We start from the raw sequence: 16,574 nt of genomic DNA on the forward strand, positions 1-16,574 counted from the left end.
TGCCGCGGTTCCGCGGAACCGTGCGGCGCAGGCCCAGGACCGCCGAGCATGCGGTAGCCGAGAGCGCGAAGCACCACGACCGCTACTCCTGCCCGATCGGGATCGCGGTGTCGATGCCCAGCGCGCGCCCGGCCTCGGCCTGCCGGACGTCCAATGTGTGCAGCGTGGCGCCGAGCCGGGCGGCGATCGCCAGATGAAGTGCGTCGCCCGCACGCAGCCCTGTCTCGTGTCGCTCAGCCAGCTCAGCGGCATGCCGGAAGTCGGGGCGCGTCACGGCGGAGGAGGTGAGCGTTCCCGTCGAGAGCGCGGTGAACGTGCGCATCGCCTGACGGCGGCGCGCATCGGCGATGGCGCCCATGCGGACCTTCCGCGACATGGCCGCCGCGACCTCGGTGCTGACCCAGTCAGAGATGAGCAGCTCGTCCGGTGGCTGCGAGCCGAGCCACACGCGGATCTCCGTCGAGCTGGGTTCGTTCGTGATCGCCGAGACGAGGACGCTGGCGTCGAGATAGCGCATCAGTACCGCTCGTCGTCACGCATGCGCCGCATGAAGTCGCCGGCGCCTTCGTCCTCTACGGGCATGCCCGCGGCCATCTCCTCGAGCCACTCGAACGTGATCTTCCTGCGAGGCGGCCGCTCGGGCGAGATTCGAGCGACCGGCTTGCCCCGTTTGGTGATGAGGATCGATTCGCCGGCTTCGACGGCGGCGACCAGCTCGCTCAGGTGCGCCTTGGCCTCGGCCACGCTGACCGTACGAGCTGCTGCGTCAGCCATGCCGGCCTCCTGATGACCATGTAGATGGTCATTGAGGCTAGGCCGCCCGACGATCAGACACAACGTTCGCGTCGCTGCTGTCACCCCGTGACCGTCGTCCACCTGCGCGTCGTTTGTCGATCAGGGGGCGCGGGCAGTCGCGGTCGGTGGCTCCCCGTACCGATACCCCGCCCGCCGACGCCGCCACCAGCGCCGGCGGCTCCGCCTCGGTCCGCACCCGCCGCATCCGACAGGCCGCCCGCGAGGTGCTCGGGTACGAGGAGTTCCGCCCCGGCCAGGAGGCGGCGATGCAGTCGATCACCGCCGGCCGGGACACCCTGGCCGTGCTGCCGTCGGGCGCCGGCAAGTCGGCGGTGTACACCATCGCCGGGCTCCTGCTGGACGGCCCGGTCCTGATCGTCTCCCCGCTCATCGCCCTGCAGCGCGACCAGGTGCAGCGGCTCCAGGAGTTGGGCGAGGACCGGGTCGGCCGGGCCGCCGTGCTGAACTCCGGCCTGCCGGCCGGCGACCAGCAGGCGGTGCTCGATGGACTGAGTGACGGAACGGTCCGTTTCTGCTTCCTGGCACCCGAGCAGCTGGCCAAGCCCGAGGTGGTCGAGGCGATCCGGACGGCGGGACCGGCGCTGTTCGTCGTCGACGAGGCGCACTGCGTCTCCGCCTGGGGGCACGACTTCCGGCCGGACTACCTGCGCCTGGGCGGTGTCGTGCAGCAGCTCGGCCACCCACCGGTGCTCGCACTGACCGCCACCGCCGCGCCCCCGGTGCGCACGGAGATCGTCGAGCGGCTGGAGATGGCCGACCCGCAGATCGTCGCCGCCGGGTTCGACCGGCCGGAGATCCGGCTGGAGGTCGAGCAGCACGCCGACGCGCGCGGCAAGCACACCGCCGTCCTGGACCGCGTCACGGCGCTGAGCGAAGAGGGCACGGGGATCCTGTACAGCGCCACGCGCAAGAGCACCGAGGAGTTCGCCGACGCCCTCACCGACCGGGGCCTGCGGGCCCGCGCCTACCACGCGGGATTGCGGAAGAGCGACCGCCAGGAGGTCCAGCGGCAGTTCATGGACGACGAGCTGGACGTCGTCGTGGCCACCACCGCCTTCGGCATGGGCATCGACAAGCCGGAGACCCGATTCGTCGTGCATGCCGAGCCGGCGGACTCCGTCGACAGCTACTACCAGGAGATCGGCCGGGCGGGGCGGGACGGGAAGCCGGCCACCGCCGTCCTCGTCTACCGCCAGGAGGACCTGGGGATCCGCCACTTCTTCGCCGCCGGCGCGCCGGGGGAGGAGGAACTGCAGCAGGTCGCCGGGCTGGTCCAGGCCGGCGCGGCCTCGGGCATGGACGGCGTGGACGTGAAGGAGCTGCGGGAGGAGACCGGCCGGGCCGCGACACCGCTGGTGCGCGACCTCAACCTGCTCGAACAGGCCGGCGCGGTGGTCCTGGACGACGACGGGACGGCGTCCCCGGCGCCGGATGCACCCGCGCCCGGCGCCGCCGCGGCGGCGGCCCGCCAGCTGGCCGAGCACCACATCCGGGTCGACGAGAGCCGGATCGAGATGATGCGCGGCTACGCCGAGACCACCGGCTGCCGTCGCCGGTACCTGCTCGGCTACTTCGGCGAGCAGCTGGAACAGCCGTGCGGCAACTGCGACACCTGCAGCGCGGGTACGGCCGAGGCCCAGCCGGCCTCCGGCGAGGAACGACCGTTCCCGGTCGACGGCGCGGTCGAGCACGCCGAGTGGGGCCCGGGGATCGTCATGCGCCACGAGGACGACCGGGTCGTCGTCCTGTTCGACACCGTCGGCTACAAGACCCTCGCCCTGCAGGCCGTGCTCGACCACGACCTGTTGCGGGACCGCGCCTCCGCCTGACCCACCCGGCGGCTCGACCTGCGCCGTTCCGCGGCGTCCGTGATCATCTACACCTGACCGGGCGGCCTGCGCCCGGGTGATGGGAGAGCGACGCGTGAAGGTCCTCGGCATCAACGCCATCTACCACGACCCGGCGGCAGCGCTCGTCGTCGACGGCCGGGTCGTGGCCGCGGCGGAGGAGGAGCGGTTCAGCCGGCGCAAGCACGGCAAGCGCCCGCTGCCGTGGAGCGCCTGGGAGCTGCCCGAGCTGTCGGCCGCCTGGTGCCTGGCCGAGGCCGGCATCAGCCCTGACGAGCTGGACGCCGTCGCCTACTCCTTCGACCCCGCACTGATGAGCACTCCGGAGCAGTCGGGGCTCTTCGACGACGGCGACGTGATGCGCAAGATGTACGCCGAGAAGGCGCCGTCCTTCCTCGCGCACGCCCTGCCCGGCCTGGCCGAGGAGAAGGTCCGCTACGTCCAGCACCACGTCGCGCACGCCGCCTCCGCCGGTCTGGCCGCCCCGGAGTCCAGCAACTCGGTGCTGGTGCTCGACGGCCGCGGCGAGGCGCACAGCCACCTGGCCGGCCGCTACGTCGACGGACAGCTGGAGGTACTGGCCGGGCAGGCGCTGCCGCACTCGCTGGGCCTGCTGTACGAGGACCTCACCGACCACCTGGGCTTCCTGCGCAGCTCCGACGAGTTCAAGGTCATGGCGATGGCCTCGTTCGGCAAGCCACGGTTCGTCGGCGAGCTGGCCCAAGCCGTCCGGGCCACCGGCGACGGCGGCTTCCGCACCGAGAAGGTCGACTTCGCCGAGTTCGCGCCCCGCCTGCGGGCCGGCGACGAATGGACCCAGGACCACGCCGACCTCGCCGCCAGCGTGCAGCAGCGGCTGGAGGACGTCCTGCTCGACCTGGTGCGCTGGCTGCACGCCCGCACCGGCGACCAGGTGCTCACCCTGGCCGGCGGGACGGCGCTGAACTGCGTGGCCAACACCCGGATCGCGGCGGAGGGTCCCTTCGACGAGGTGTGGGTGCAGCCGGCCGCCGGCGACGCCGGGACGGCGCTGGGCGGGGCGCTGCACGTGGCCCGCGCGCTGGGCGACGTCACCCAGCCGATGCCCGGGGCCGACCTGGGCCGCGGCTGGTCCGACGAGGAGATCGAGGCGGTGCTTGTCACCGCCTCGGTCGACTACGAGCGCCCGCGGGACGTCGCCGACACGGTGGCCGAGACGCTTGCCTCCAACGGCATCGTCGCGTGGTTCCAGGGGCGCAGCGAGTTCGGCCCGCGGGCCCTGGGCCACCGGTCGCTGCTGGCCCACCCGGGCTACGAGGCGAACCTGGAGCGGATGAACGACGTCAAGGGCCGGGAGCAGTTTCGCCCGGTGGCGCCGATGGTGCTGCTGGAGCGGGCGCCGCAGATCTTCAGCCGCGGCCCGATCCCCTCCCCCTACATGCTGTTCGTGCACGACGTCGCCCCGGAGTGGCGCGACCGGATCCCGACCGTGACCCACGTCGACGGAACGGCGCGGATCCAGACCGTCGACCGCGCCGACGAGCCGCTGGTCGCCCGCATGCTGGAGTGCTTCGAGCGGCGCACCGGACTGCCGATCGTGGTCAACACCAGCCTGAACACCGCCGGGCGGCCGATGGTCGACGACCCCCGGGACGCCCTGGAGTGCTTCGGCTCGGCCCCGGTCGACCTACTGGCCATCGGACCTTTCGTCGTCCGCCGGCCGAAGGCGACGCCGCGGCCGGCCTGATCGTCGGTGGGGCTGGATGCGACGTACGTCGCATCCGACGCTACGGTCCACAGCCATGGACTTCGCCCTCTCCGCCCGCGCCGAAGATGTCACCGGCCGGATGTGGGACTTCATGCGCGAGCAGGTGTTCCCCGCCGAACCCGTCTACGAGGGGTGGCGCGCCGCGCGCGGCCACGACGACCACGGGCACCCGCCCGTCCTCGAAGAGCTGAAGACCGAGGCGCGCAAGCGCGGCCTGTGGAACCTGTTCCACCACGAGCTGGCCGGTCTGACCAACCTCGAGTACGCCTCCGTCGCCGAGATCACCGGGTGGTCGCCGACCATCGCCCCCGAGGCGATCAACTGTGGCGCGCCGGACACCGGCAACATGGAGACCCTGATGCTCTTCGGCACGCCGGAGCAGAAGGATCGCTGGCTCACCCCGCTGCTGGAGGGTGAGATCCGTTCGGGCTTCGCCATGACCGAGCCGGACGTCGCCAGCTCCGACGCGCGCAACATCCAGACCTCGATCGCCCGCGACGGCGACGACTACGTCATCAACGGCCGCAAGTGGTGGACCAGCGGCGCGGCCGACGAGCGCTGCCAGATCTTCATCGTGATGGGCAAGACCGACCCCGAGGGCTCAGCGCACCGCCAGCAGTCGATGATCCTGGTGCCCCGCGACACCCCCGGGCTGGAGATCGTCCGGCACCTTCCGGTGTTCGGCTACCAGGACCAGCACGGCCACTCGGAGCTGCGCTTCACCGACGTCCGGGTGCCGGCGAGCAACATCCTCTCCGGCGAGGGTGACGGCTTCATGATCGCCCAGGCCCGGCTGGGCCCGGGCCGGATCCACCACTGCATGCGCGCCATCGGCATGGCCGAGCGCGCGCTGGGGCTGATGGTGGAGCGGGCCAAGTCCCGGGTCGCCTTCGGGCGCCCGCTTGCGGAGCAGGGCACCGTCCGGGAGCTGGTCGCCCGGTCGCGGATCGAGATCGACCAGGTCCGGCTGCTGGTGCTCAAGACCGCTGACCTGATCGACAAGTACGGCGCGAAGGGGGCCCGCACCGAGATCTCCTCGATCAAGGTGGCCGCCCCGCGGGTGGCGTGCGACGTCATCGACCGGGCGATCGAGGTGCACGGCGGCGCCGGGGTCAGCAACGACACGGTGCTGGCCCGCTTCTACGCCTCCGCCCGCACGCTGCGCATCGTCGACGGTCCCGACGCGGTACACCTCCGCGGGGTCGCGAAGGAGGAGCTGGCCCGAGAGCGCCCGTACGCCGGCTGACGGTCAGGGGCTGAGCGTCCGGCCGAAGCCACCGGCCGCGAGCTTGGCCATGAGCTGCGTCCGGTCCAGCCCGATCGCGGTCAGGGCGGCAGCGTCCCGGTCGGTGTCGATCCGGTCGGGCAGCGACCCGGCCTTGTCGGCGGTGTCGTTGTCGCCCTCGGTGCGCAGCACGCGCACCAGGTCCTCCTTGCTGATCTCCATCGGCCTGTGGTTCCCGCCACACTCCACGTGAAACGGGCCCTCAGCGTGAACGGGCCCGCCGGTACAGGACGCCGCCCACCGCCGCGAGGACCAGGCCCAGCACCAGCTGGCCGATCCCGACCCCGGCGCGGTCGCTGCCGAACCAGGTGACCGAGGACAGCACCAGGACGACGGCGACGCCGAGGAGGAGGAGGCCGACGAGGCGCTCGCGACCTGCGCGAGGAACGGGGGCGGACATGCCGCCGACCCTACGACCCGCTCAGATCGCCGCCGGATACCGCGAGTCCTCAGGGAAGTTCCTGTAGAGCAAGTCGTTGTCCGGGCCCTCCGTGACCGCCTGCACCAGCAGCTCGCCACCGACGAAGCAGCCCAGCCACGAGGCGCCGCGGCCACCGAACGGCTCAGCCCGGTTGCCGCGGGAGCGCGGCTTGTTGATGACCACCTTGAAGGCCTGCACCTCCCGGGCCAGGAGCCGGGCCTTCTCCTCGTCGTCGCAGGCGATGCTGGCGACCAGCGCCCCGTTGGAGGCGTCCATTGGTGTCGATCGGGCCGAACGGCTCGCTGTGCATGAGCGCGCTGGCCCCGCCCGGCGGGAGCAGGGCGACCGGCGCCACGTAGGCCGAGGCGTCCTGGCCGGTAATGAACCGCCCGTCGCCGACCGAGCCCCGGTAGAGCGCAACGGCGCCGCGGTGCAGGGCGTCGTCCACCCGGTGGTTCAGCTCGTCGGCCCTGGCCGCGCTGATCACCGGGCCGAAGCGCAGCGCGGTGCTGCCCATGGCCGGATCGTCGGTGCCGCGGGTGAGACTGACCGCCCCCTCGAGCCCGACGAGCATCCGGCCGTCAAGCCGTTCAGAGCGGCCCTGGTCCGCCGACGCGATCCCGTACACCTCCTTCGCCGTGGACCACGTCCCGGCGGAGTTCGAGCGGCTCCGCGCGCTCGGCGTGACGTTCGCCCAGGAGCCGCTGACCATGGGGCCGGTGATACCGCAGTCCTGGACGACACCTGCGGGAACCTGGTGCAGATCGCCCGCATGTGCGCCCGGAGGGCAGGATGGGTGCATGAAGGTCGCGCTCTTCGCCACCTGCCTGGTGGACACCCTGACCCCGCAGGTCGCCCGGGCCACCGCGGTGCTGCTGCAACGGCTGGGGCACGAGGTCGTCGTCCCGCCGACGCAGGCCTGCTGCGGGCAGATGCACGTGAACACCGGCTACCGGCGCGAGGCGGTGCCGATCGTGGCCAACCACGTGCGCGCCTTCGCCGGCGCGGAGGCGATCGTGGCGCCGTCCGGCTCGTGCGTGGCCTCCATCCACCACCAGCAGGCCGACGTCGCGCGCCGGGCCGGCGAGCACCGGCTGGCCGACGACGCCGCCGAGCTGGCCGGCCGGACATACGAGCTGTCCCAGTTCCTGGTCGACGTCCTGGGGGTGACCGACGTCGGCGCGTACTACCCGCATCGGGTCACCTACCACCCGACCTGCCACTCGCTGCGGCTGCTGCGGGTCGGCGACCGGCCGCTCCAGCTGCTGCGGGCGGTGCGGGGGCTGGAGCTGGTCGAGCTGCCGGGCGCCGAGCAGTGCTGCGGCTTTGGCGGCACGTTCGCGGTGAAGAACGCCGACACGTCGACCGCCATGCTCACCGACAAGATGGCCAACGTGCTCTCCACGCACGCCGAGGTCTGCACGGCCGGGGACGCCTCCTGCCTGCTGCACATCGGCGGGGGGCTCTCCCGGCTGAAGGCCGGCACCCGCACCGTGCACCTGGCCGAGATCCTCGCCTCGACGGAGGAAGCCGTGACCCCTGACCAGACCACCCGACCGGCGATGTCGGTATGACCGCCGTCGACCTGGGCATGCCCGGCCTGCCGACCGCGCCCCGTGGGGTGGGGCATCTGCGCGGGGACGAACCGTTCCCCGACGCCGCCCGCACCGCGCTGCGCAACGGGCAGCAGCGGGCCAACCTCGGCCACGCGACCACGACCATCCGCAACAAGCGGGCCCGCGTCGTCGCCGAGCTACCCGACTGGGCACAGCTGCGCGAAGCCGGCCGGGCGCTCAAGGCCGCGACGATGGCCCGCCTCGACGACCACCTCGAAGAGCTGGAGCGGCAGGTCACCGCCCACGGCGGCACGGTGCACTGGGCGCGCGACGCGAACGAGGCCAACGAGATCGTCACCCGGCTGGTCCAGGCCACCGGCGCGACCGAGGTGGTCAAGGTCAAGTCGATGGCCACCCAGGAGATCGGCCTGAACGAGGCACTGGAGGCCGCCGGCCTCGACGTGTTCGAGACCGACCTGGCCGAACTGATCGTGCAGCTCGGGGAGGACAAGCCCAGCCACATCCTGGTGCCGGCGATCCACAAGAACCGGGCCGAGATCCGGGAGATCTTCGCCCGCACCATCCCCGGCGTCGACCCCGGACTGACCGACGACCCGCGGCAGCTGGCGATGGCCGCCCGGGCCCACCTGCGCGAGCGGTTCCTCCGCGCCCGGGTGGCGGTCAGCGGCGCGAACTTCGGTGTCGCCGAGACCGGCACGCTGTGCGTGGTGGAGAGCGAGGGCAACGGCCGGATGTGCCTCACCCTCCCCGACACCCTCATCACCGTCATGGGGATCGAGAAGGTGGTGCCCACCTGGCGCGACCTCGAGGTCTTCCTGCAGTTGCTGCCGCGCTCCTCCACCGGCGAGCGGATGAACCCCTACACCTCGACCTGGGCGGGGGTGACGCCCGGCGACGGCCCGCAGGAGTTCCACCTAGTGCTCCTGGACAATGGCCGGACGGCGGTGCTCGCCGACGAGGTGGGCCGGGAGGCGCTGCACTGCATCCGCTGCTCGGCGTGCCTGAACGTCTGCCCGGTCTACGAGCGCACCGGCGGGCACGCCTACGGCTCGGTCTACCCGGGCCCGATCGGCGCGATCCTGTCCCCGCAGCTGACCGGGGTGGAGGACAACGCCTCGCTGCCCTACGCCTCCTCGCTCTGCGGCGCCTGTTACGACGTGTGCCCGGTGGCGATCGACATCCCGAAGATCCTGGTGCACCTGCGCGGCGAGCACGTCGAGGCGCAGACCCGGCTCACCCCGGAGGCGGCCGCCTTCCGCGCGCTGTCAGCGGCGATGTCCCGGCCGTGGCTGTGGCACCTCACCCAGCGCGCCTCCCGGCTGGGCCGGCTGCTGGCCCGCGGCAAGCCCACCCTGCCGCGGGTGCTGCCCCCGCCGGCGTCCGGCTGGACCCGCAGCCGCGACCTGCCCACCCCGCCGACCTCGACGTTCGTCGAGTCGTGGACCCGGGAGCACGGTCGATGAGCGCCCGGGAGGACGTGCTCGGCCGGATCCGGCAGGCGCTCGGCCCGGACCGCACGACCCCGGCGGAGGTGGTCCGCGACTACCGGCTCACCGACGGGCGCCCGCCCGGCGACCCCGCACTGCTGGACCTGCTGGTCGACCGGGTGGAGGACTACCGCGCCACCGTGCTGCGCTGCGCGCCCGAGGAGATCGGCGCAACGGTCGCCGCGGCCCTGGACCAGGGGCTGGGAGCCGGCTGGGCCACCCGCGACGTCGTCGTCGCGCCCGGGCTGCCTGCGGAGTGGCGGCCCACCGGGTCTGACGTGGACGACGACCGCCCGCCGGTGCAGCTGGCCGCCCGGTCCGCAGCGGTGACCGCCGTGGCGGTGGCGATCGCGGAGACCGGCACGCTCGTGCTGGACGGCTCCCCGGCCTGCGGACGGCGCGCGCTGTCGCTGTTGCCGGACTGCCTGGTCTGCGTGGTGCTCGCCGACCAGGTGGCCGGCAGTGTCCCGGAGGCGCTGGCCCGGCTGGACCCGCTGCGGCCGCTCACCATGGTCAGCGGCCCGTCGGCCACCAGCGACATCGAGCTGCAGCGGGTCGAGGGCGTGCACGGGCCCCGCACGCTGCTGGTGGTGCTGGTCGGCTGAGCGCGCTGGGCGCGCTGGGCGCTGGTCAGCGGCGGGTCGGCGGCTGGCCTGCCGCCAGGGCGGCCGCGGCCTGCGCCGGGTCGTAGGCGCACGCGTCGCCGACCTCGTTCGCGGCTCCCCCGTTCCCGCCGGGGGGCGGCGCCGGGCCCAGCGTGGTCGGCGGCGCCGCGGCGGTGGGCGGGGCCGGCGCGCTGGACCTCGTCGGGGTCGCCGGCTGCGGCGCCAGCGCCTTCTGGACCAGGGCGCGGATCCGGTTGTAGTCGGGGTAGGCGGGGTCGATCACCGTGTCGTCGAAGACGACGCTGCGGATGTCGGCGTCCTTCACCCGGAACGCCAGGTCGACGATGTCCCCGAGCACGGCGGAGGGGACGTCGGTGCTCACGATGTCCTGGGTGGTGGCCGCCAACTGCTGGTACCGGGAGAGCAGGGTCACCGGGTCGGCGGCGTCCACGATGGCCTTCAGCACGCAGCGCTGGCGGTCCATCCGCAGGTAGTCCGACAGCCCGAAGCGGCCGCGGGCGTAGTCCAGCGCCCGCACGCCGCCCATGTGCTGGTTCGGCCCGGGGGCGATGTAGCCGTCGGGGAGGGTGCCCACCGCCATGTCCCCGTTGATCGGCACGTAGTAGTTGACGTTGACGGTGATGCCACCGAGGGCGTCGACCAGCCGGCTGAACCCGTCCAGGTTGACCAGCAGGAAGTAGTCGATCGGCAGGCCGATCGCCTCGCCGACGCCCAGCTTGAGGAAGTCCGCGCCCGGGTCGGCGGTCGGCCCCAGGACGTCAGGGTGCTGGGCCGGGCCGTTGCGGTACACCGCGTTGAGCAGGCTCTCGCTCTCGCTGCCGGCCTGGAAGCCGTTGGGGTAGAGCGCGGCCAGTGGGCTGTCCGCCGGGAACGGCAGGTTCTCCAGGTTGCGCGGCAGGCTGAACAACGTCGTCCGGCCGGTGGCGGTCGCGATGTGGGCCACGATGACGGTGTCGGTCCGGACTCCCTCGCGGCCGGCTCCCCCGTCGCCGCCGAGCAGCAGGACGTTGATCGAGTCGCGGCCGGCGAAGGGGTCCGCGGGGTCCGCCGGCTGGTGCACGGTGGCGCTGTCCCGGTCGGCGAAGACGGAGTCGACCAGGTCGCGCTGCGCGGTTGCCGCCTGCACGATCACGACCGCGGGGACCACGACGGCCGCGGAGAGCACCGCGACCACGACGGTGCCCACTGCGCGTTGCCAGCGCCGGACGTCGCGGGGCAGCAGCGAGCGGTAGCTGGTGATGACGACCACCACCCAGGCCAGGGCGAGGACGGCGACCACGCCGATCAGCCAGAGCAGCGCGGGCGAGTCGACCGCGACCCGAAGCGCGCTGCGCTGCTGGGTGGAGGCGACATAGGCCACGCCGGCGACCAGCAGCAGGAACAGCGCCAGCACCACGGCGCCCACCCGGCGGCGGCCGGCGGCGAGCAGACCCGAGCCGGGGACCACGGTGCCGACGGCGGTGAGGGCGAGGGCGCGGCCGAAGCCGGTGCTCCGACGCCCTCCTGACGTGCCCGGAGCGCGCCTGGACCACGACCGGCGTCGGGAAGCCGGCCGTTCGTTTTGGGTCACGGTCGGTCTGCCCGCCTTCCGCTCCCGGTCATCCCGCCATGATCGCACCGTTCACGGCCCTGAGCAGGGGCTGTGCCCGTCTCCACCCCTGCGGGGGAGGCCAGTCATGGCCGCGCGGAAGGGCTCGGACACCAGGCGTGCCCGTCGGCGGGGTGGGTAGGTGACCCGGGTCACCGTGGGAGCGACCGGAACGGCCGCTGCGGCGACCTCGTTACGGTTGCGTAGGTTACGACGCCGTAGGCAACGGACCAGGGAGGCCCTCGTGTCCCACACACCGCCGCACGGAGCACTGCTCACCGAGCTCGAGCCGGTCGTCGAGGAGAACCTGAACCGGCACCTGTCCCTGGCGCAGGAGTGGCACCCGCACGACTACGTCCCGTGGTCGCAGGGCCACGACTTCGCTTTCCTGGGTGGTGAGGACTGGGCCCCCGAACAGTCCCGGCTGGACGAGACGGCCAAGGCCGCGATGTTCACCAACCTGTTGACCGAGGACAACCTCCCCAGCTACCACCGCGAGATCGCCACACGCTTCGGTCGGGACGGCGCCTGGGGCACCTGGGTCGGCCGCTGGACGGCGGAGGAGAACCGGCACGGCATCGCGCTGCGCGACTACCTCGTGGTCACCCGGGGCGTCGACCCCGTCGAGCTCGAGCGCGCCCGGATGGACTACATGACCTCGGGCTACGACTCCGGGGACAAGACGCCGCTGGAGGCCGTCGCCTACGTGTCCTTCCAGGAGCTGGCCACCCGGGTCAGCCACCGGAACACCGGCAAGGCCACCGGCGACCCGATCGCCGACCGGCTGCTCGCCCGGATCGCCAAGGACGAGAACCTCCACATGGTCTTCTACCGGAACATCGTCGCCGCGGCGTTCGAGATCGCTCCGGACGAGACCATGCGCGCCGTGACCGACGAGGTCATCCGCTTCGAGATGCCCGGCGCCACCATGGCCGGGTTCCGCAAGAACTCGGTGCTGATCGCCAAGGCCGGCATCTACGACCTGCGGCTGCACCACGACGAGGTCATCCAGCCGGTGTTGCGCGCCTGGAAGGTGTTCGAGCGCACCGACCTCGGACCGGACGGCGAGCACGCCCGCGAGGAGCTGGCCGAGTTCCTGACCGGCCTGGACGCCCAGGCGGCCAAGTTCGTGGAGAGCCGCGACCGGATGCGCGCCCGCATGCAGGCGCGCTCGGACGAGGCGATCACGCCGCTCGCCCAGGTGTGAGACCGGGCGCGCCGGTCCCCGCCTAGGGTGGGTCCCCGTGCGCCTGGCCACCTGGAACGTCAACTCCATCCGCAGCCGCGCCGACCGGGTCGCCGCCTGGCTGCAGCGCAGCGACGTCGACGTGCTGGCGCTGCAGGAGACCAAGTGCCGGGACGACCAGTTCCCCGACGACCGCTTCCATGACCTTGGCTACGAGGTCGCGCACGTCGGCCACTCGCAGTGGAACGGCGTCGCCGTGCTGTCCCGGGTCGGGCTGACCGACGTCGAGGTGGGCTTTCCGGGCATGCCGTCCTGGTCGGCCAAGGAGGGCGTCGATCCCGCTCCCGAGGCTCGGGCGCTGGGCGCGACGTGCGGCGGCGTCCGGGTGTGGAGCCTTTACGTCCCCAACGGCCGCCAGCTCGGGGACCCGCACTACGACTACAAGCTGGCCTGGCTGGAGGCGCTGCGGATGTCGGCCGGGGGCTGGCTGACCGACGACGCCGACGCCCGGGTCGCGCTGGTGGGCGACTGGAACATCGCCCCGCAGGACGACGACGTCTGGGACATCTCGCTGTTCACCCACTCCACGCACGTGACCGAACCAGAGCGGACGGCGTTCCGCGGTGTCGTCGGTGCCGGGTACGCCGACGTCGTCCGCCCCTACACACCCGGGCCCGGCGTCTACACGTACTGGGACTACACGCAACTGCGCTTCCCCCGCCGCGAAGGCATGCAGATCGACTTCGTGCTCGGCTCCCCCGCGCTGCAGCGCCGGGTGACAGACGCGCTGGTAGACCGCGAGGAGCGCAAGGGCAAGGGCGCCAGCGACCACGCCCCCGTGGTGGTCGACCTCGCCGACTAACGCACCGACCGGACGCCTTGGGGCACATCCGGGGCACACGCGGCACCCGCTGCGCCCCACGCGGCGTCGACGGCCCGGCGCGTGCGGTCCTCGCTGTCCGGCATGAGATGGCCGTAGGTGGACAGCACGAGCGAGGCATCGTCGTGGCCGAGCCGCTCAGCTACCCCGATCACCGATTCACCGGCGGCCAGCAGCAGCGACGCGAAGTGGTGCCGCAGGTCGTGGCTGGTCGTCCCCTCGGGCAGCCCGGCCGACGCCACCGCCTTCCGGAAGAGGTTGTGCCCGTAGTAGACGTGGCCGAGCGGAGTCCCAGTGGTCGTGGTGAACACCGCCCCGTCCGACGCGCGCGGGCGAGGCCTGCTGAAGCAGGACGCTAGCGAGATACCGCACCACGCCGGTAGCCACAACATTGACATCCGAGCAGTGCCAGCGCGCCGCCGCAGCTACCAGTTCGGCCAGGTAGCCGGCGGTGGTGGCATCGGTGCTCACGCACCCCCGCGTCACCTGAAGGCGGGCCAGGGTGGCCGGCGGGGCCTGACAGGTGCGCCCGTGGGCCCGTCCGCTGCGCACCAGACCGTCCAGGTGATCCAGCTTGAGCACTCCCGGCTCACCGGACATCACCGAGGGACGCCGTCCGGTCTCGACCGCAAGCACGTCTTCGGCGTCCATGCCGTGACTAGCCAAGACGTCGGCCAGTTCCCGCACCCGCCTGGCGCCTAAGGCGTGGTGGTCCAGCCCGGCCACGCCCTCGAAGGTGTGGCTCAACGGCAGATGTCCCGTGTCATGCAGCAGCGCCGCGGCCCGGGCCAGGCCGTCCTCGGGAGCGAAGTGAGCCGCCAGGGCCAAGACGCCCAACGAGTGCTCCAACCGCGAGAAGGCCTGGGTGGTGACGATACTCGAGGCGCCGGCATAGGCGATGAACGCCAACCGGCGCACCGGCCAGCACCGCAGCAGGTCCCGCTCCAGCGGCGTAAGTACCACGCCCAACCGCCACAGCGGATCCCAGTACGTGCCTCCCTCACCGAGCACGTCCGCGGCCGCACGACTCGTCGAGCTCATCGACCCACACTGACACCCCCACGCCACCATCCTCCGCGGGACACCGGCGCCGGGCACCGACATCACGCGACCGTGGCCGTAGCGGGTTAGGCTCGCGGGACGGTCCTTCGAGGGCGTTCATCCGCGACAACAGCCGGTTTGAGTACGGTCGTAGCGTGACTGTTCATGAGCAGGATCGCGGAGCCGTGACGGGAGCGGGGCGTTCCATGCTTGGAGCGCTCATGACCTACGTCGACACCACGACGGCGCAGTGGACGGAGGTCGAGCCGGGATACCGGCGGATGACTGTTGAGAACGACCATGAGTCGGGCACGCGGATCGTGCTCCTCCAGTACGACGCCGGCTACCAGCTCTCCTACTTGGACGAGCACGAGCACCACGAGTATCTGTACGTCTTGTCAGGGACCTTCGTCGATCAGAATCAGGCGTCTGGGGCGGGAACGTTCATCCACAACTGGCCGGGGTCGTCACACCAACCGAGCTCGCCGGACGGCTGCACCTTCCTGGCCGTGGAGAGACGGAGATAGCCCACGGCATCGCGATCCGGAACACGCCCTCGGTCCCTCGGTGGGCGACCGCCATGCCCGCGCCGCCGCTCGGCAGGCCAAGGCCAACCGAGAATGGACGAGCAGCGGCCGGTAGCCGATCGTCGAGCGATGCATCGTCGAGAGACCTCGGGCAGTCACTGGCCAAGAAGATGACGCAGGTGCCGCGGCGTTCTGACTACATACACGTCGGCCTCCGGCGCGTGGGTGGCTACCGCGCAGAGGACGGCGGGCCTGCTGCGCCATCGCCAGGTCAGCAGCCACCACCAGAAGTCAGCGCGCTCGCGGGACCGGCGCAGGGCCCGCCAGGCGCAGCGAAACAGCCCGAAGTCGAGGATCAGGACAGTGTCGGCTCTGCCCAGCCGAGGCGCGAGGACGTCGTAGGGGCCGAGGTCGCCATCCATGATCCAGCGGCTGCCCGCGGCGAGGTCGTGTTGCGTCTCAGCCCAGGCACTCAGGGGCATGGGGGTCAGTCCGGCCGACCAGAAGCTTTGATCGAGCTCGAGGACGGGCAGCCCAGTGACCCGCCCCAGCTGCACCGCTGCGGTCGTCTTGCCTGCCCCGCCGCGACCCAATACGACGACTCGCTGCGCGCTCACGAGAAGATTGGGTGGCGTGGGGCGTTTCACGCGGGACCTCCTCGTCCTCGCCGTTGAGCGATCCTCAATCGGAGGAAGGTGCGGGACCAGCGTCACGACAGCGGCCCTTGCGACCCTCCTGGCTAAGTGCGTAACTCACGGCGTCGGTCAAGGCGAGGTAATCCAAGGCGCGCGCCAGCTCGATCGGCTTCTACGAGCGTTATCAGAGCTCGAACGTCCGTGGGGTGCAGCCGATGGAGTCGGGCGAAGTTGGCGCCGAAGAGATCAAGCTCCACGGTGAGAGCGCGAAGCAGGTGCACCAGCGGCGAGCTCGGTTGGTCGTCGCTCACAGCACCTCGTCCTTTATCGTTTGACAGACCAGAAGTTGGATGGTCCAGATACCTGACGAGACGAAGCGACGGGAGGACACGTGGTGCAGGGTTCGGCATCGGGAGAAGTGTTCCTCGCAGCAGCAGCGCGACGACTGGCGGTCGCCGACCTACTGGAGAGCTTGGACGAACGGCAGTTGGCCGCGCCCAGCCTGTGCGCGGGCTGGGATGTACGCACCGTCGGCGCACACCTCGCCGTGCGGCAGCGCCCAACGCCCTGGGCGCGTTCCTAGAGCGTGTCTGCTAACTGCGGACGCGGTGATGGATGATCATGCAGCCGAGGAGGACACCGCCGAGGTAGGTGGTGGCGTATTTGTCGTAGCGGGTGGCGATAGCGCGCCACTGCTTGAGCCGGCCGAACCCGCGTTCGACGGTGTTGCGGTCCTTGTAGAGCTCGGCATCGCAGGCCGGTGGTCGCCCACCGGCCGAGCCCTTGGCCTTGCGGCGTGCGATCTGGTCGCTGCGTTCGGGAATCGTGTGAGCGATCTTCTTCGCCCGCAGGTGCGCCCGCGTACTGGGATGGGAGTACGCCTTGTCCGCCAGCAGCCGGAACGCGCCGGT

At 71.9% G+C, this 16,574-nt stretch carries 19 protein-coding genes and 2 pseudogenes; 10 read left to right on the forward strand and 11 right to left on the reverse strand.

Translation table 11 applies throughout. From position 1 onward, the window contains the following. Positions 1-82: 82 nt before the first annotated feature. Together BLW04_RS19645 and BLW04_RS19650 are read right to left on the reverse strand one after the other, a co-directional pair. Entirely contained in the window at positions 83-517 is a 435-nt protein-coding gene (locus BLW04_RS19645; RefSeq protein ID WP_091546169.1) for a type II toxin-antitoxin system VapC family toxin, read from the reverse strand. Next, entirely contained in the window at positions 517-774 is a 258-nt protein-coding gene (locus BLW04_RS19650) for a type II toxin-antitoxin system Phd/YefM family antitoxin (protein ID WP_091546174.1), read from the reverse strand. The genes BLW04_RS19645 and BLW04_RS19650 overlap by 1 nt, the downstream gene beginning before the upstream one ends. Before the next feature lie 146 nt (positions 775-920). Between BLW04_RS19650 and BLW04_RS19655 the strand changes: the two genes are divergently transcribed. From BLW04_RS19655 to BLW04_RS19665, 3 genes are all read left to right on the forward strand, one after another. Then, complete coding sequence (locus BLW04_RS19655; RefSeq protein WP_091546179.1) at positions 921-2,645, forward strand: RecQ family ATP-dependent DNA helicase; 1,725 nt, start codon at positions 921-923, stop codon at positions 2,643-2,645. 94 nt (positions 2,646-2,739) lie between these two features. Beyond that, positions 2,740-4,389: a carbamoyltransferase family protein gene (locus BLW04_RS19660; protein WP_091546182.1), complete on the forward strand. Its 1,650-nt coding sequence runs from the start codon at positions 2,740-2,742 to the stop codon at positions 4,387-4,389. Between the two features lie 55 nt (positions 4,390-4,444). After that, complete coding sequence (locus BLW04_RS19665; protein ID WP_091546186.1) at positions 4,445-5,656, forward strand: acyl-CoA dehydrogenase family protein; 1,212 nt, start codon at positions 4,445-4,447, stop codon at positions 5,654-5,656. A gap of 3 nt (positions 5,657-5,659) precedes the next feature. Here BLW04_RS19665 and BLW04_RS19670 read toward each other — a convergent pair whose 3' ends face one another. The 4 genes and pseudogenes from BLW04_RS19670 to BLW04_RS29775 all read right to left on the reverse strand — a co-directional run. After that, complete coding sequence (locus tag BLW04_RS19670) at positions 5,660-5,857, reverse strand: hypothetical protein (protein WP_091546190.1); 198 nt, start codon at positions 5,855-5,857, stop codon at positions 5,660-5,662. A gap of 40 nt (positions 5,858-5,897) precedes the next feature. Beyond that, on the reverse strand, positions 5,898-6,095 hold the full coding sequence (locus tag BLW04_RS19675; RefSeq protein WP_091546194.1) for a hypothetical protein: 198 nt from the start codon (positions 6,093-6,095) through the stop codon (positions 5,898-5,900). Between the two features lie 21 nt (positions 6,096-6,116). Further along, on the reverse strand, positions 6,117-6,392 hold the full coding sequence (locus tag BLW04_RS28710) for an aldehyde dehydrogenase family protein (RefSeq protein ID WP_091546197.1): 276 nt from the start codon (positions 6,390-6,392) through the stop codon (positions 6,117-6,119). 19 nt (positions 6,393-6,411) lie between these two features. Then, positions 6,412-6,918 (reverse strand): annotated as a pseudogene (locus BLW04_RS29775) (hypothetical protein); the annotation flags it as partial. On the opposite strand from BLW04_RS29775, the gene BLW04_RS19685 reads away from it, so the two are divergent. Genes BLW04_RS19685 through BLW04_RS19695 form a run of 3 tightly spaced genes read left to right on the forward strand, consistent with a single transcriptional unit; the run spans position 6,917 to position 9,785 of the window. Continuing rightward, complete coding sequence (locus BLW04_RS19685; RefSeq protein ID WP_091546200.1) at positions 6,917-7,690, forward strand: (Fe-S)-binding protein; 774 nt, start codon at positions 6,917-6,919, stop codon at positions 7,688-7,690. The pseudogene BLW04_RS29775 and the gene BLW04_RS19685 overlap by 2 nt on opposite strands. Next, on the forward strand, positions 7,687-9,156 hold the full coding sequence (locus BLW04_RS19690) for a LutB/LldF family L-lactate oxidation iron-sulfur protein (RefSeq protein WP_091546204.1): 1,470 nt from the start codon (positions 7,687-7,689) through the stop codon (positions 9,154-9,156). Before BLW04_RS19685 ends, BLW04_RS19690 begins: the two co-directional genes overlap by 4 nt. Next, a complete protein-coding gene (locus tag BLW04_RS19695) occupies positions 9,153-9,785 on the forward strand; it encodes a LutC/YkgG family protein (protein ID WP_091546207.1) in 633 nt (210 codons plus the stop codon). The genes BLW04_RS19690 and BLW04_RS19695 overlap by 4 nt, the downstream gene beginning before the upstream one ends. A 25-nt stretch (positions 9,786-9,810) precedes the next feature. On the opposite strand, the gene BLW04_RS19700 is transcribed toward BLW04_RS19695, so the two are convergent. Then, a complete protein-coding gene (locus BLW04_RS19700; protein ID WP_254781805.1) occupies positions 9,811-11,253 on the reverse strand; it encodes an LCP family protein in 1,443 nt (480 codons plus the stop codon). A 385-nt stretch (positions 11,254-11,638) separates the two neighbouring features. On the opposite strand from BLW04_RS19700, the gene BLW04_RS19705 reads away from it, so the two are divergent. Together BLW04_RS19705 and BLW04_RS19710 are read left to right on the forward strand one after the other, a co-directional pair. Continuing rightward, positions 11,639-12,601, forward strand: coding sequence for an acyl-ACP desaturase (locus BLW04_RS19705; protein WP_091546217.1), 963 nt, complete (start codon positions 11,639-11,641; stop codon positions 12,599-12,601). Positions 12,602-12,638: 37 nt separating this feature from the next. After that, entirely contained in the window at positions 12,639-13,442 is an 804-nt protein-coding gene (locus tag BLW04_RS19710) for an exodeoxyribonuclease III (RefSeq protein WP_091546221.1), read from the forward strand. On the opposite strand, the gene BLW04_RS19715 is transcribed toward BLW04_RS19710, so the two are convergent. Further along, positions 13,439-13,858: a tyrosine-type recombinase/integrase gene (locus BLW04_RS19715; protein ID WP_091546223.1), complete on the reverse strand. Its 420-nt coding sequence runs from the start codon at positions 13,856-13,858 to the stop codon at positions 13,439-13,441. The two genes, BLW04_RS19710 and BLW04_RS19715, sit on opposite strands and share 4 nt — an antisense overlap. Before the next feature lie 253 nt (positions 13,859-14,111). Then, a pseudogene (locus BLW04_RS29780) lies at positions 14,112-14,564 on the reverse strand (HD domain-containing protein); the annotation flags it as partial. Between the two features lie 158 nt (positions 14,565-14,722). On the opposite strand from BLW04_RS29780, the gene BLW04_RS19725 reads away from it, so the two are divergent. Next, positions 14,723-15,028 carry a cupin domain-containing protein gene (locus BLW04_RS19725; RefSeq protein WP_175484154.1) on the forward strand — a complete coding sequence of 102 codons (306 nt, stop codon included), beginning with the start codon at positions 14,723-14,725 and terminating at the stop codon, positions 15,026-15,028. A 155-nt stretch (positions 15,029-15,183) separates the two neighbouring features. Here BLW04_RS19725 and BLW04_RS19730 read toward each other — a convergent pair whose 3' ends face one another. Beyond that, positions 15,184-15,675: a P-loop NTPase family protein gene (locus BLW04_RS19730; protein ID WP_217631132.1), complete on the reverse strand. Its 492-nt coding sequence runs from the start codon at positions 15,673-15,675 to the stop codon at positions 15,184-15,186. A 406-nt stretch (positions 15,676-16,081) separates the two neighbouring features. On the opposite strand from BLW04_RS19730, the gene BLW04_RS19740 reads away from it, so the two are divergent. Next, on the forward strand, positions 16,082-16,246 hold the full coding sequence (locus BLW04_RS19740) for a maleylpyruvate isomerase N-terminal domain-containing protein (RefSeq protein ID WP_254781807.1): 165 nt from the start codon (positions 16,082-16,084) through the stop codon (positions 16,244-16,246). A 10-nt stretch (positions 16,247-16,256) separates the two neighbouring features. On the opposite strand, the gene BLW04_RS19745 is transcribed toward BLW04_RS19740, so the two are convergent. Next, a partial coding sequence (locus tag BLW04_RS19745; protein ID WP_139306924.1) for a transposase occupies positions 16,257-16,574 on the reverse strand: 318 nt, incomplete at its 5' end.

The organism is Modestobacter sp. DSM 44400, from assembly GCF_900107175.1.
Taxonomy (GTDB): Bacteria; Actinomycetota; Actinomycetes; order Mycobacteriales; family Geodermatophilaceae; genus Modestobacter.